Origin of the sequence: Leptothoe sp. EHU-05/26/07-4 (assembly GCF_043421015.1) — a bacterium.
In the GTDB taxonomy this organism is placed as follows: Bacteria; Cyanobacteriota; Cyanobacteriia; order Phormidesmidales; family Phormidesmidaceae; genus Leptothoe; species Leptothoe turfae.
This window is the reverse complement of the sequence record NZ_JAXSQV010000004.1, coordinates 843334-856591: the sequence shown is the minus strand read 5'-3', so window position 1 is coordinate 856591 and position 13258 is coordinate 843334. Positions and strand designations below refer to the sequence as shown.

10 protein-coding genes are annotated in these 13258 nt (G+C 49.2%); 5 read left to right on the top strand and 5 right to left on the bottom strand.

The features are described from left to right. The first annotated feature begins 357 nt into the window (after positions 1 to 357). Positions 358 to 561 carry a hypothetical protein gene (locus tag U2F10_RS16705; RefSeq protein ID WP_163667768.1) on the top strand — a complete coding sequence of 68 codons (204 nt, stop codon included), beginning with the start codon at positions 358 to 360 and terminating at the stop codon, positions 559 to 561. 376 nt (positions 562 to 937) lie between these two features. Here U2F10_RS16705 and U2F10_RS16700 read toward each other — a convergent pair whose 3' ends face one another. From U2F10_RS16700 to U2F10_RS16680, 5 genes are all read right to left on the bottom strand, one after another. Then, positions 938 to 2272, bottom strand: a complete 1335-nt coding sequence (locus U2F10_RS16700) for an HlyD family secretion protein (RefSeq protein ID WP_499872788.1) — start codon at positions 2270 to 2272, stop codon at positions 938 to 940. A 459-nt stretch (positions 2273 to 2731) separates the two neighbouring features. Beyond that, positions 2732 to 4432: an ABC1 kinase family protein gene (locus U2F10_RS16695; protein ID WP_163667762.1), complete on the bottom strand. Its 1701-nt coding sequence runs from the start codon at positions 4430 to 4432 to the stop codon at positions 2732 to 2734. Between the two features lie 330 nt (positions 4433 to 4762). Next, positions 4763 to 5110, bottom strand: a complete 348-nt coding sequence (locus U2F10_RS16690; RefSeq protein ID WP_006515272.1) for a phage holin family protein — start codon at positions 5108 to 5110, stop codon at positions 4763 to 4765. 128 nt (positions 5111 to 5238) lie between these two features. Then, entirely contained in the window at positions 5239 to 5892 is a 654-nt protein-coding gene (locus U2F10_RS16685; RefSeq protein ID WP_499872786.1) for a PD-(D/E)XK nuclease family protein, read from the bottom strand. 93 nt (positions 5893 to 5985) lie between these two features. Beyond that, a complete protein-coding gene (locus U2F10_RS16680) occupies positions 5986 to 8049 on the bottom strand; it encodes an IMS domain-containing protein (RefSeq protein ID WP_499872784.1) in 2064 nt (687 codons plus the stop codon). 581 nt (positions 8050 to 8630) lie between these two features. Here U2F10_RS16680 and pdhA point away from each other — a divergent pair. The 4 genes from pdhA to secF all read left to right on the top strand — a co-directional run bounded on the left by pdhA (position 8631) and on the right by secF (position 13254). After that, positions 8631 to 9659, top strand: coding sequence for a pyruvate dehydrogenase (acetyl-transferring) E1 component subunit alpha (pdhA, locus tag U2F10_RS16675; protein ID WP_499872782.1), 1029 nt, complete (start codon positions 8631 to 8633; stop codon positions 9657 to 9659). Between the two features lie 54 nt (positions 9660 to 9713). Further along, positions 9714 to 10697, top strand: coding sequence for an alpha-ketoacid dehydrogenase subunit beta (locus U2F10_RS16670; protein ID WP_499872780.1), 984 nt, complete (start codon positions 9714 to 9716; stop codon positions 10695 to 10697). 170 nt (positions 10698 to 10867) lie between these two features. Further along, positions 10868 to 12307 carry a protein translocase subunit SecD gene (gene secD, locus U2F10_RS16665; RefSeq protein WP_499872778.1) on the top strand — a complete coding sequence of 480 codons (1440 nt, stop codon included), beginning with the start codon at positions 10868 to 10870 and terminating at the stop codon, positions 12305 to 12307. Further along, the gene (gene secF, locus U2F10_RS16660; protein WP_163667751.1) at positions 12304 to 13254 is read left to right on the top strand and encodes a protein translocase subunit SecF; all 951 of its coding nucleotides are present in this window, start codon (positions 12304 to 12306) and stop codon (positions 13252 to 13254) included. The genes secD and secF overlap by 4 nt, the downstream gene beginning before the upstream one ends. Positions 13255 to 13258 lie beyond the last annotated feature (4 nt).

The following is a 13258-nucleotide window of genomic DNA, read 5'->3' as shown; positions in this document are numbered from 1 at the left end:
CTAGTGCCAACTATGTCCCCCCCCCGGACGCAGGACGCTCTGGTGATGGTAATGGTGGTTTCGGCTCCAGCCGTTAACTATCCACATTAGGAAATGATTTAAATCACAGAAGCGGGGTGATTTCCCATGAAATCACCCCGCTTTTTTAGTAAAGTGTCTACAACGTTGTAGAAAAGTTCAAAGGGCTTTGGAGAGAAGATCTGAGAGGCCTGAAGAAAAGCCCACAAAGGTCTGCATAAAAGCAAATTGTTTTGAAAAGAAGCCTTAGCTATTCTGTGATTGTTCGATAAAGCATCAGTGATACAGCTTACTTTCCTGCATGGCTAGCTGATTTTCCATCCGTATCATTAATTCCAGATGTCTGATGGTCATGCCGCTTTTTCAACATCCTTTGCTTTTCTCGGAGCTTGTGCAATGCCCTTTCTACCACTTTTTACCGTTTGTCTCGCTTTCTTTCTCTTTTCTGAGGTCTTAACTCCTAAGTCCAAGAAAAAGGAAACAAAAGACGTACCTACAAAATTGTTAATTGAGTTAACAAGCGCTGAAGGCAGTGCTGAGTAACTGGGCAATCATTGGAATAAGCACTAACCCCCACCATCTTGAGTTCAGAGGACAACACCATGATCGTTCTATCTTCCATGAAAGCAATGAGAACACGGCGTACAGAGCTATTGGCAAGCCTGGTGTTGTCCCTATGGCACAAGCTTAGACCCGAGCAAGGCTGTGAAGCTGATTGCTGCTAATATTCTGCGTTAGTCGATAGATGTAAGCGCTCGGTAAATAACCCACGACAATTTTTTCAAGTTTTGCTGTGACAGTAAGGAGTGAAGGCCAAGCGTTAGTGGTCTTTGCTCCTTTTTCTTATTAGGGCAGTGGGGAGCTTGCCCTGAGCCTGTCGAAGGGTGGGAAGTAGAGAAAAAGAGGGTGGAACCGACAACTAGTCTTGCTCATCTCGGTTAAAGCGGAGATTATCTAGGGTTTGGCCAGGGGGTAAATCCACAAACACACGGTCCTCAGCCGTGACACCATCTAAAATTTGGATTTGATTGCCGATCTGAGGCCCTAAGGTGACGGGACGGAAACGAATATTTTGATTGTTTGCACCAGGTACCAGCACACCGGTTTCCCCACCCTGGGTAACCACAGCAACCGCTGGTACGACTAAAGCATCTGTGAGGCGATTGCCGAGAAAGGCGACATCGACATTCATATTTGAGCGCAGCTGCTCTAGACCATTCTCTAAGCGAATTCGCACCTGAAAAATGGTGACATTTTGGCGTTCAATGGCCTCTGGGGCAATCAGCCGCACTGTCCCCTTAAACAGATTTTCTGGATAAGCTGTCGATATAATCTCTACCGCCTGACCCACTTGAATTTGACCTAAATCGGCTTCAGGCACTTCGGCAACAACTTCTAAACCATCGGCGATCGCAAAAATAGCACTAGATGTGGCTGAAGCCGCTTCAGATGCTGACGTGGTTGGCGTGACAAAGGCTCCCTCAGTGGCAAATTTTTGGGTCACGACCCCGGCAAAGGGGGCTCGGATAATGGTGTTGTCGATGCGAGTTTGAGCGGCTGAGACTTGGCCTTTAGCGCGCTCGACACGGGCAGTGGCCTGGGCAACATCCTCCGGGTCCGGATCATCTTCTAGATCTACAAACCGTTGTTGCGCTTCGACCACCCTGGCCTCAATCTGGCGCACATTGGCCAGGGCACTCTCGACGGCATTCTCACTATTGTCGAGTTCGCGAGCAGAAATTGCCCCCTGGCTGTAAAGGTCCCGATCGCGATCCAAGTCTCCCTCCACCAGGCTCAATCGCGCCTCAGCATCCACCAGCTGGGCTCTCACAGCCTCCAGATTTGACTCAGCCTGGGCCAGCTCTGGGCGATCTGTCCCCTGTAACAAATCTTGTAGTTGAGCCTCTACCTCTGCCAGATTGGCCTGGTTTTGGCGCAGTTGAGCATTCAAATCATCGATATCCATCCGGGCTACAACTTGCCCCTGCTCAACGATGTCTCCTTGTTCAACCAACAGCTCATCCACAATGCCCGAGTTCTTAGGGCTCAGGTTCACTGTGCGATAGGCTTCTACCTCACCACTGGCATTGATGCGAATCGTGACTTCTGCGGCCTCTACTGCCACAGTCAACGTATCAACATCGTAGGTATTGGCACGATAGCGCCGGAAGGTGACTGCGCCAATACCAATAATTGCGATCGCAACACCGCCAACAATCCATGGCAAAGGGCGCTGCTTAAAAAACCATTTCACTCGCTGATAACTCCGTGGTAATAACCGAGATTACTAGAGCACAAGCCAGTATTGATGCCCCTATGTAGCTTAACGAATTTATTGAATCATCAGGGTCAATAGGCATCACCAAAAACAACTATGGAGGAGAATATTTTAAGCTCACAACAAGGGTCGACAGATTTTCCCGTGCTTGAGCTTTAAATTATTACTGTTGCATAAGAGGGGTTCGATAGATAACAGAACGTCAGATAACAGAACGTTCTGTTAACCGTTCTAAAAACCTATACAAAATCCTGACTGATAGCGCCTGATGTCGAAGGACAGGCTTCGACGGTGCGCTCAGCCGACCTCCACAAGGGAGTGCCCCTATAGGATTGTCCATTTTTAATGTCTACTGACACAACAATTACCAGCGAGACAGACTCAAGCTCTGCTCGGAGTACCCTTAGATATTCGCTCTCTCAGTCAATGGTGGCGCTAATTATTGCCTGATAGTACAGCTGTTAGCTCAGCTGGGACTAGCGCCGCTGCCTGACTGCGAGAGAAATCTGCTAACGCACTCCAGGCTGCATCAAAGAGCTGATCAGGCTGCAAATCGTCCTTTACCAAATCCCACAAACGCCCGACCTCTTCGGTGTGCAAACGATTGTCCTCAGTAAGGGCAGCCAAAATTTGCTGCCGTAGATACTGACCTTCGTCAGACATTAAAAATTGCATCCCCAACCCGGCGGTGGGAATCAGGTTAAAGCCCTGATCGCCTTGGGCAATGCGAATCATATTCTCCAGACGCTGCCATTGGAAGCGGCCATCCTTGAACAAAACGTCAATCAGTCGCCTCCGCAGAGATTCGGTTTCACCCATTAGCAATCGCCTGGCCACATAGGGATAGGCAATCTCCACAATCTTAAATTCCGGATTGAGGGTGAGGGCCAGACCTTCTTGAGTAACCAACGAACGAATAATCAGTGCAAACTTGGCGGGTACTCGGAAGGGATATTCATATACCAGCTCTGAAAACCTATCGGTGATGCTCTTAAAGTTGAAGTTACTCACACTGGCACCAATGGCACCATCAAAAACCGCTTGCAGAGCAGGCACAATGGGCCGCACATCGACATCAGGGGTGAGAAAACCGAGTTTGACAAAATCATCGGCCAGCTTGTCATATTCCTGGTTGATTAGATGCACAACTGAGTCCACCAGAGTTTCCTTCATATCCTGGTTCAGCTGATCCATCATGCCAAAGTCAATGTAGGCCATGGCCCCATTGGGCATGGCAAACAGGTTGCCGGGATGGGGATCGGCGTGGAAAAAGCCAAACTCTAACAGCTGTCGAAGGCCTGACGAAACACCAATGCCAACCAGGTCATCAGAGTCTAAACCAGCCGCTTGCACCCGCTCGATGTCGGTTAGCTTAATGCCATCAATCCACTCCAGCGTCAGCACCCTGGTACTGGTATAGCGCCAGTAAATTGCTGGCACCTTGACCCTGGGGTCATCGGCAAAGTTAGCCGCGAAGGCCTCCGCATTACGACCTTCATTTAAGTAGTCGATTTCCTCAAAGAGCTTGGAGCCGAACTCATCCACGATCAAGGTGAGGTCGTGGCCCAGATTGAGGGGCAACCAGGGGGCAATCCAACCGGCAGCCCAACGCATCAAATATAGATCGCGGCAAATGATCGGCACTAATCCAGGGCGCTGAACCTTTACCGCAACCTCTTCTCCAGAGTAGAGGCGAGCTTTATATACTTGACCCAGACTAGCCGCGGCCACCGGCTCAGGCGATATGTAGCTATAAACTTCGTCAGGGGTGCGACCTAACTCTTTTTCAATAATTAGGCTCGCTACATAGCTATCAAAAGGGGGAAGCTGATCTTGAAGCTTGATCAGCTCATCTAGAAATTTTGGGTTGATTAAATCAGGGCGCGTAGAGAGGGCCTGACCAACCTTGATAAAGGTGGGACCAAGATCCGTTAATATCTGTCGCAATTGAGATGCTCGTTTGGGCTCATTGATGTCTTGACGCCCTAAACCTTTATCAAACAGCAGTCCTAAGAGAAAACTGCCAAGCATTAATACCACCGAAAGTGCCCGCCACAGCACTGTCCAAAGACGAAAGCGATAGTGGTTTGCGATCGCAACCGCATTGTACCGCCGCATCTTTTCAAGCTCAGCCATACAGTCTCATCTCCTAAGCCAAACGCTCAGTCAAGAAGGCACAGTGACACCTGGGTGGTATAAATATCATCAGCCTTCGCCCTAAGCAATGTGGATATTGGGTAAATTCTGCCCCACTATCCAACAGTAAATGTCTTAATCATAGTATAGATAACTACATTTTTATTTAGATTTCTCTGAGAATAACGAGTCCTACTCTAGTTAATCAACAAACAATAAGGAAGGAGCCTCTAGGGGCTCCTTCCTTATTTCACCTCAACTTCAAAAAAATAAACCAGCAAAAGGCTCAGTTGTTGGGGCCGCGCAGATATGTTGGGGCTGCGCAAATATTTAGATGACAGCGTTCAGGATAGAGGTGATAACCGATAGCAAAAAGGCACCGATAATCGCACTCCAGATGCCCCAGCGTAGGCGAAACCCCTCAACTAGCTTGGCAGACAGACCGAATAGAATCAGGTTTAGCAGCAGGCCCCCCAGGGTTACTAACCACAGCACACCCCCTAAAACTGGTAGGCCAGCAACAATATTGACAACGCCATTCAGCACACCAAAAACGAGGGCCGTAATCGCTGTTTTCCCGAAGCTATCAGACTCTACACCAGTGGGCAAAAAAGTAATAATTACCAGAGCAATGGTGGTAATCAACCAGGTAACAATAAAGGGAACGAGAACGTCCATGGCAGGGCTCCTTAGAGGCGATAATAACGGAATATCCGTGTTTACTCGTAGCAGTTTCGCCTGAAGTATATCAAATTTTTCTCTATGCGTAATTAAAGGAGTGTTAAGAGCAATGCCTTTAATTACGGCTATTTCAGCCGGTAATATTGGCGTAGTCGCTGCTGAAATTGTCCCCAGTGTTGGTCTAATTTGTCTGGGGTAAGTGTAAAAAGTTGCGGCGAGGCATCTTCGAGTGCGATCGCAACCATCGCCCGCTCCACCTTAATGTCATACTCCCGATATACCCAATTCACAGCCCAGCAGTAGGCCGCCACCTGTAGAAAATAATCTTCAATCCACTCTGGTTGTTTGGGGCGTCGTGCAGTTTTCCAATCACAGACCAATAGCTGCCCCCCATAGACCAACAGCGCATCTGGATACCCAGCAAATTTAAGTGGATGCCACACCGCTCCTTCCACCAAAAGCACTTCGTCAATATTTTTGAGCACCGGCTCAATAGATGCCCAAAAGCCTTCAGTTCCCTCCGGTAGCACCCAGTCTTCTTGACGCAGATAGGCCTTAATCACCTTGTGAATTTTTGTCCCAGATCGTGACGCTTTGGCGGTAATGCGATTGGCTTCTTCAGCGCCCACCCGCTCCCGCCAGCGCCACAGACGCTCTCTATCTTCCCAAGGCTTGGTCGCTGACAAGACTGTGGTCACTCCAGGCAGTTGCTGTCCTTCTATTTCGTAATGTCGACGACGATTTACCGAAACCTGCTTCGCTTTGTAATGGGGCAGCATTGACCAAATTATCCTAAGAAAAATTCACCCTAAAAACGTAGAGACGTTCCGTGGAACGTCTCTATAAAGCACCAAACACCCCATATGCAATCCCTACTGCACCGCAAAGGACTCAATCATCCATTTATCGTCTTCTTTTCTGAGGCTATACTCCACCGTCAGCTGATCTTCATAGGAGAATGCACCGTTATACTCACCAAATTGATAAGCATTCCCCGTTTCACTGACGTCAGCCGTCACTAGAATCTGGTCATCGCCAAGCTCTTCAGCAGTCAGATTTTGCATCTTTTGAACATATTCTAAATGGACACCCTCCCGCTGGTTGCTCTCTACCTTAGCAACCCACTGGGCAAGCGTTGGTTCCAACAAAATATCGGCCAGGGCATCAACATTCCACTGGGGACCCATGGCCTCAGATTTTATCTCATACCACTTTTCAATGGTCTCTTCAGCAATGACCTGTACATCACCGGTGGCCGTCGGTTGAATATCTGCAGTCGGCAGCTCAATAGCAGGACGCGTCACATCAATATCTAAAGGATCGCCCTTGATCTTAGGCCCACCAAACAGTCCGCCAAACAAGCTCAATAGCTGAGACATCATGAATCCCAGTACAATCAGGCCACCCAGAGCCAAAAGTAACACCAGTGCTAAGCGCCCCCATTTAGGAGATGAACGCCGTCGAGTTTTCACAACCGGCTCGTCAAACCCAACACTGGCAGTTAATTCATCATCGAGTTGGCCATCAGGAGATAGATTAGAAACCTCCTCCGCTGTGTAGGCCATCGGACGCGAGCCAGCAGTAGCAGCGGCACCAGCAGCACCGAGGCCGACCGTGGCCGCTGTACCGACACCAACAGAGGGTGCCGAGCCAAACGATGGACGCTCATAATCTGTAGGCACACGACTATAGCCTGACCCACCATAATCTGATGTGCCAAAGCGGCCAATGGGAGGCTGCGGCACTGCATCCTCAGGGGGCATGGATTCTAAGTAAGCTTGCACCTGCGCATTGGCAAAGTAGTCTTTGAGGGTGACATTGCTTTGATCCAAATCCCGAAAGAAGGGAAACACGTCCTGTTGTAACCAGCGTTCAGTGTACAAACACAGCCCAGGCAACAAATCCGGCGCGCCTGCAGAATGCTCCCTAATAAACGCTATGGGTTCATTCTCATGGCTGCGCTCCAGGGCGTAGGTGGCCTCTTCGGTTTGCCCGAGCAACACTGCACACACAGCCTGTTCTAGATAGACATCCTGGCGCTCTGTTAGCAAGGACAACCGCTGTTTAGCTTGACGCACAAGCTTAGGCTGATGCTTAGCAAAGCCCCTCGCCAAAAGTGCATACACCGATAGATAAACACCAACGGATGACGGTCGCTGAGCTTCACCCTCAAAAATATCCTGTTGCTCTGCCGATGTCAGGTAACTCCGCAACTGCTGCACAAATCGCAAAAAGTCCTCAACGCTTAACCCCGAGGCATCATCATTGGCACCATCAATGCCCCCTCGCGCTTCTAACATGGACTTCAATAAAGCGACACCTTGTTGTCTGGCCGCTTTATCGGCCAGGGGACGAGCCACCAGCTCTAGGATCCGATAGGGCTTAAGTCTATCGAGATCTGCATGAATTTCTGCCTGCATCTCGGGAAATAGGTTTTCCCGAAGCATGAGTTCCTGACCCGTTTCCAAAGACTCTGCTGCATTTTCGTATTGGTGCTGTTGCCACTGCTCTCGCCCTAGTTCCAGACAAGCCAGACCAATGGTCAAGACAACATCGGCAAGGGCATGCTCATCCCCCCCTTCTAGGGCACTAGCTCCGCTAGTTAAGTAAGGTCGTCCCAAGCGAATAACCAGCTCATATTCACCCAGTTCCAACAGCACCAGCAACGCTCCGATAAGCTGCTGCTCATAAATTTCAATTAAAGCGGGCTCAGCACCTGCCGCCAAAAGTTGAGCATCGTAAACCTGACGGGTGCCTGAGTCTTTTAGAGCAACATAGGCGGCATCAATCAGCTGTTTACGGGATTGAATTGCAAACTCCGAATATTCCCGACGAGGTAACTGTAAAGTACGATCACGATGAGCCTGCTCCAGTTGTTCCGCTGTCGCTTGCATGGGCAGCCCCAGAATTCGGTAATAATCTAGCGGAATTTGCACAGTGACTTCCTTAGCACTCAAGTTAACTTCAGCTTGTGTGTGAGGCTTTGCAGAACTCTAGTACAGGCACTAATGAACATCCCTATAATATGGATGGATAGAAACTACCTGAGCCGGGTAAAACAGTTGCCTACTTAAAACCGCATACATAATAGCGATGAAATGCTGATATTTGAAAGCCTACAGCAATGAATCAAACTTTTCAGGCAATTGGCTGAGGAAATTAAGGTTATAAAGCCACTGTTTTTAGTGGATATTTTCCCATGTAGCAGTCCCTATAAATCTATCTGCTTTGCTGGTTCTGGCGCAGAAAGAAACCTCAAAATAAAGTCCTCAGATCTACAATACTAAGCAAATGCTAAGTATTAATCTGCCAGGTACGACTACTCAATTTAAGTGGATATTCAAGCAGATTAAAAACATCGGTCACCGGGAAAGCGAGATTGTCGTCTAAAATTATGTTCGGTCGATTTTAACTTAATCGAGCCAACAAGTATCCGCGTAAGCGCGCGGTGATCATGAATTGATCACTTTTTTGAAATAATCATAATTTGTATTGCGGCGAGGCGATTGGCAAGCCAATGGTTCAGGAAAGGACATTACCAACATTTCAAGCAACTTCGGCAAAGCTCGATAAGCAGGAGGGCCTGAGGATATACGAAGATATGGTCCTGGGCCGCTATTTCGAAGATAAATGCGCCGAAATGTACTATCGGGGCAAGATGTTCGGATTTGTACATCTTTATAACGGTCAAGAAGCTGTCTCCACCGGAGTCATCAAATCGATGCGCCCTGATGACTATGTGTGCAGCACCTATCGTGACCATGTTCATGCCCTGAGTGCGGGAGTGCCCGCCAATGCTGTAATGGCCGAACTCTTTGGTAAAGAGACCGGTTGCAGCAAGGGTCGGGGCGGCTCCATGCATATGTTTTCCAAAGAGCACAACCTACTGGGGGGCTTTGCCTTTATTGGTGAAGGCATCCCTGTAGCCCTGGGCGCGGCATTCCAGTCGCGCTATCGCCGTGATGCCCTGGGTGATGCCTCTGCTGACCAGGTGACTGCCGCCTTCTTTGGTGATGGTACAACGAACAATGGTCAGTTTTTCGAATGCCTGAATATGGCTGCTCTATGGAATCTACCCATTCTATTCGTAGTTGAGAACAATAAGTGGGCGATTGGGATGGCCCACGAGCGGGCGTCTTCTCAAACCGAGATTTATCGCAAGGCCAGCGTGTTTGGTATACCTGGCTATGAAGTTGATGGTATGGATGTGTTAGCAGTACGCGAGGTCGCCCAAACGGCCATTGCCCGCGCCCGTGCGGGTGAAGGTCCCACCTTAATCGAGTGTTTGACCTATCGTTTCCGGGGTCACTCACTGGCGGATCCTGATGAGTTGCGATCGCAGGCCGAGAAAGACGAATGGCAGGCCCGCGATCCCCTCGTCCGCATGGAAGCATATTTGATTGAACAAAACCTAGCTGACGAAGCTGAGCTTAAGGCGATTAAAAAGCGGATCGAAGCCCACGTCGAAGACGCCGTCAAGTTTGCCGAAGAAAGCCCTGAGCCCTCTCCCGCTGAGCTTCATCGCTACATCTTTGCGGAAGAGTAATGTGAAATCCGCCTCCTGAATTAATCGCAGTTAGCAAATCAATAGGGTATCTAAATGGCAGAAACACTTTTATTTAACGCCCTGCGGGAAGCCGTGGACGAAGAAATGGGCAGGGATGAAACCGTCTTTGTTATCGGTGAAGATGTGGGCCACTATGGCGGTTCTTATAAGGTCACCAAAGGGCTGTACGAAAAATATGGGCCCCTGCGGGTGCTAGACACCCCCATTGCGGAAAACAGCTTTACCGGTATGGCCGTAGGTGCCGCCATGACCGGCCTAAAGCCCATTGTCGAAGGCATGAACATGGGCTTTTTACTGTTGGCTTTTAACCAAATCGCCAATAACGCAGGCATGCTGCCCTACACCTCTGGTGGTAACTACCATATCCCCATGGTGATTCGGGGTCCCGGTGGTGTGGGTCGTCAGTTAGGCGCAGAGCACTCCCAGCGTCTGGAGGCTTACTTCCAAGCAGTGCCCGGTCTGAAAATTGTGGCCTGCTCTACGGCTTACAACGCTAAAGGTCTGCTTAAGTCAGCTATCCGCGATCAAAACCCTGTTCTTTTCTTTGAGCATGTGCTGCTTTACAACCTCAAGGAAGACTTGCCTAGCGATGAGTACTTGGTGCCGTTGGATAAGGCTGAGATGGTTCGCCCCGGTAAGGATGTCACTATCCTCACCTATTCTCGTATGCGTCACCATGTACTGCAGGCAGTCAAAGGCATTGAAGCCCAGGGATTTGACCCAGAGGTCATCGACCTGATTTCCCTAAAGCCCATCGACTACGACACCATTGGGGCATCAATTCGTAAGACCCACAAGGTGATCATTGTCGAAGAGTGCATGCGCACTGGGGGAATTGCCGCTGAAATTATTGCATCGATCAACGATCGGTTCTTTGATGAACTAGATGCTCCAGTGATGCGTCTGTCTTCCCAAGATATTCCGACTCCCTACAATGGTCGTTTGGAAAGTCTGACCATTGTGCAGCCCAAACAAATTGTTGAGGCTGTGGAAAAAATGATGACTGCACGGGTGTAGTTCATTACTAAATAGACATCATGAGCACAGAGGATAGCCTTATCTTCTGTGCTTTTTTATTTCTACTAAGGGATTAATGGAACCAATAACGGCAACCTATAATAGGATGTTTGATCGGATAGCTAGTCACACGTACAAGGACCGGTGTATGGATAATACGGAGAAGGGCCATGGGTAAACAACGCTCGATGTTGGTGGTCATTGTTGGACTTGTGATCGCAGCAGTGTTTACCATTGTGCAACTGCCCACCCAGCTAGGCTTAGACCTGCGAGGTGGTTCCCAACTCACCCTCCAAGTACTGACCAATGAACAGATCACCCAAATCTCTGAACGAGAGTTAGAAGCTGTCCAACGGGTCATCGAAAACCGGGTTAATGGCCTCGGTGTGTCAGAAGCCATCGTCCAAAGCTCTGGGCAAGATCAGCTGCTGATTCAGCTGCCAGGTGTCAGCGACCCAGCCCAAGCTCAGCGCGTATTAGGGGGCACAGCCCAGTTAGAGTTTCGCTCCCAGAGACCAGGGACTGAAGGTCAACTGAGGGCGATCTCAGATATTGTCAACCAGCAAGAACTTGAGCAGGCAACTATCCTAGCTGTTGGTAATGAGAACATCACCGATGAGCAGCTGGCTGAACTTGACCGGGTTACAGCGAACCTGCAAACCAGCCGTGAAACATTGTTGGAACTGTTCGAAGATACTGATTTGACTGGGGACAAACTCACAGATGCTTTAGCCAGTCCCCTAGGCACCGGTCAATCATGGCAAGTCTCCATTTACTTCAACAACGAAGGCGGTACTCTTTTCACCGAAATGACCCGTAATATCGCAGGCACAGGTCGAGTTTTGGGCATTTTCCTGGATAATCGACTAATTAGTGCCCCCACAGTTGATGTACAGTATGCTGCCACAGGTATTTCCGGCAATAGTGCCACTATCTCAGGTAGTTTCAATGCCGAAGCAGCCAGGGATTTAGAAATTCAATTACGGGGCGGTGCTTTGCCCGTGCCCGTAGAAGTGGTCGAAAATCGCACGGTCGGCGCTACGTTGGGTCGCGATAGCATTCAACGTAGCCTATACGCAGGCCTTGCAGGCCTGATCTTAGTGCTGGTCTTTATGGCCGTTTATTATCGTCTACCCGGACTCTTGGCGGACGTTGCCTTGGTAGTTTATGCCCTGCTCACCTGGGCGGCCTACAACATTTTGGGTGTGACCATGACCCTGCCAGGTATTGCCGGTTTCATTCTCAGTATCGGTATGGCAGTAGACGCGAACGTCCTTATCTTCGAGCGCACCCGCGAAGAATTGCGAGCCGGTAAAACCCTCTACCGTTCCGTAGAGTCAGGATTTTATAGAGCATTCTCCAGCATTCTCGACAGCAATGTCACCACCATCATTGCCTGTGCTGCCTTGTTCTGGTTTGGTGCTGGTTTAGTTAAAGGCTTTGCCCTTACCCTGGCAGTCGGTGTGGCAGTGAGTCTGTTTACAGCCTTCACCTGCACCCGAAATCTTCTTTTCTTTGTGATTAGCTTTCCTCAATTTCGCAAGGTGGGCTATTTTGCCCCGAGCCTAGCCACCGATCTGCCCTCTACTTCGCAACCGTCCCAATCATGAAATTGAACGTCGTTAAACAACGCGGTATCTGGTGGCTCGTTTCTGGTGTCTTGGTCGTCGTCAGCCTTGCGGCCATGGCCCTGTCATGGTCACAGTTTAATGGCCCTGTTAAACCAGGACTAGACTTTATTGGTGGGACACGACTACAGCTAGAACGCAACTGCAGCGATGGGGTAAGCTGCACCGATCCTATTGATATCGTCGAAATTCGCACTATTTTAGATGAGCAAGGGTTGGAAGGCAGCAGCCTACAGCTAGTGGGCGATTCTGGCCAAGCCCTATCCATTCGTACCCGCAACTTAGACGTAGACGAACAAACAGAACTGCGCTCAGCCTTAGAAGGCTATCTCGGTGAGATTGATCCAACAGCTTCAAAAATCGATGTCGTTGGCCCAACCATTGGTGAACAACTTTTAGTGGCTGGTCTGCTCTCTCTATTGGTTGCTTTTGTTGGGATCACTGTTTATTTAAGTCTTCGGTTTAAATTTGACTATGCATTGCTAGCACTCCTAGCCCTGCTGCACGACGTAGTCATCACCCTAGGTATTTTTTCAATTCTGGGGCTCACCATTGGGTACGAGGCAGACAGTTTATTTATTGTGGCACTACTGACAATTGTTGGCTTTTCCGTCAACGACACCGTAGTCATCTACGATCGCATCCGTGAAAATTTCAAACTGATGCCCGATCAGGATATTGATCAAACGGTGAATGATGCTGTTAATCAAACATTAGGGCGCTCCATCAACACCACCATGACAACGGCGCTTCCCCTATTAGCCATCGTGATTTTTGGGGGAGATACCCTTAAGTTCTTTGCCTTAGCACTGATTGTTGGCTTTTTAGCCGGAGCCTATTCGAGTATCTTTATTGCTAGTACGCTGCTGGCTTTGTGGCGATCTAGCTCTAGCTCTAATACAGATATGGCGACATCAGCCACGGAGTAACTTT

Excerpts from the sequence above, each read along its gene's own strand:
- U2F10_RS16705 (WP_163667768.1), top strand. The coding sequence starts at position 358 with ATGTCTGATGGTCATGCCGCTTTTTCAACATCCTTTGCTTTTCTCGGA.
- U2F10_RS16695 (WP_163667762.1), bottom strand. The coding sequence starts at position 4,432 with ATGGCTGAGCTTGAAAAGATGCGGCGGTACAATGCGGTTGCGATCGCA.
- U2F10_RS16690 (WP_006515272.1), bottom strand. The coding sequence starts at position 5,110 with ATGGACGTTCTCGTTCCCTTTATTGTTACCTGGTTGATTACCACCATT.
- U2F10_RS16685 (WP_499872786.1), bottom strand. The coding sequence starts at position 5,892 with ATGCTGCCCCATTACAAAGCGAAGCAGGTTTCGGTAAATCGTCGTCGA.
- pdhA (WP_499872782.1), top strand. The coding sequence starts at position 8,631 with ATGGTTCAGGAAAGGACATTACCAACATTTCAAGCAACTTCGGCAAAG.
- U2F10_RS16670 (WP_499872780.1), top strand. The coding sequence starts at position 9,714 with ATGGCAGAAACACTTTTATTTAACGCCCTGCGGGAAGCCGTGGACGAA.
- secD (WP_499872778.1), top strand. The coding sequence starts at position 10,868 with ATGGGTAAACAACGCTCGATGTTGGTGGTCATTGTTGGACTTGTGATC.
- secF (WP_163667751.1), top strand. The coding sequence starts at position 12,304 with ATGAAATTGAACGTCGTTAAACAACGCGGTATCTGGTGGCTCGTTTCT.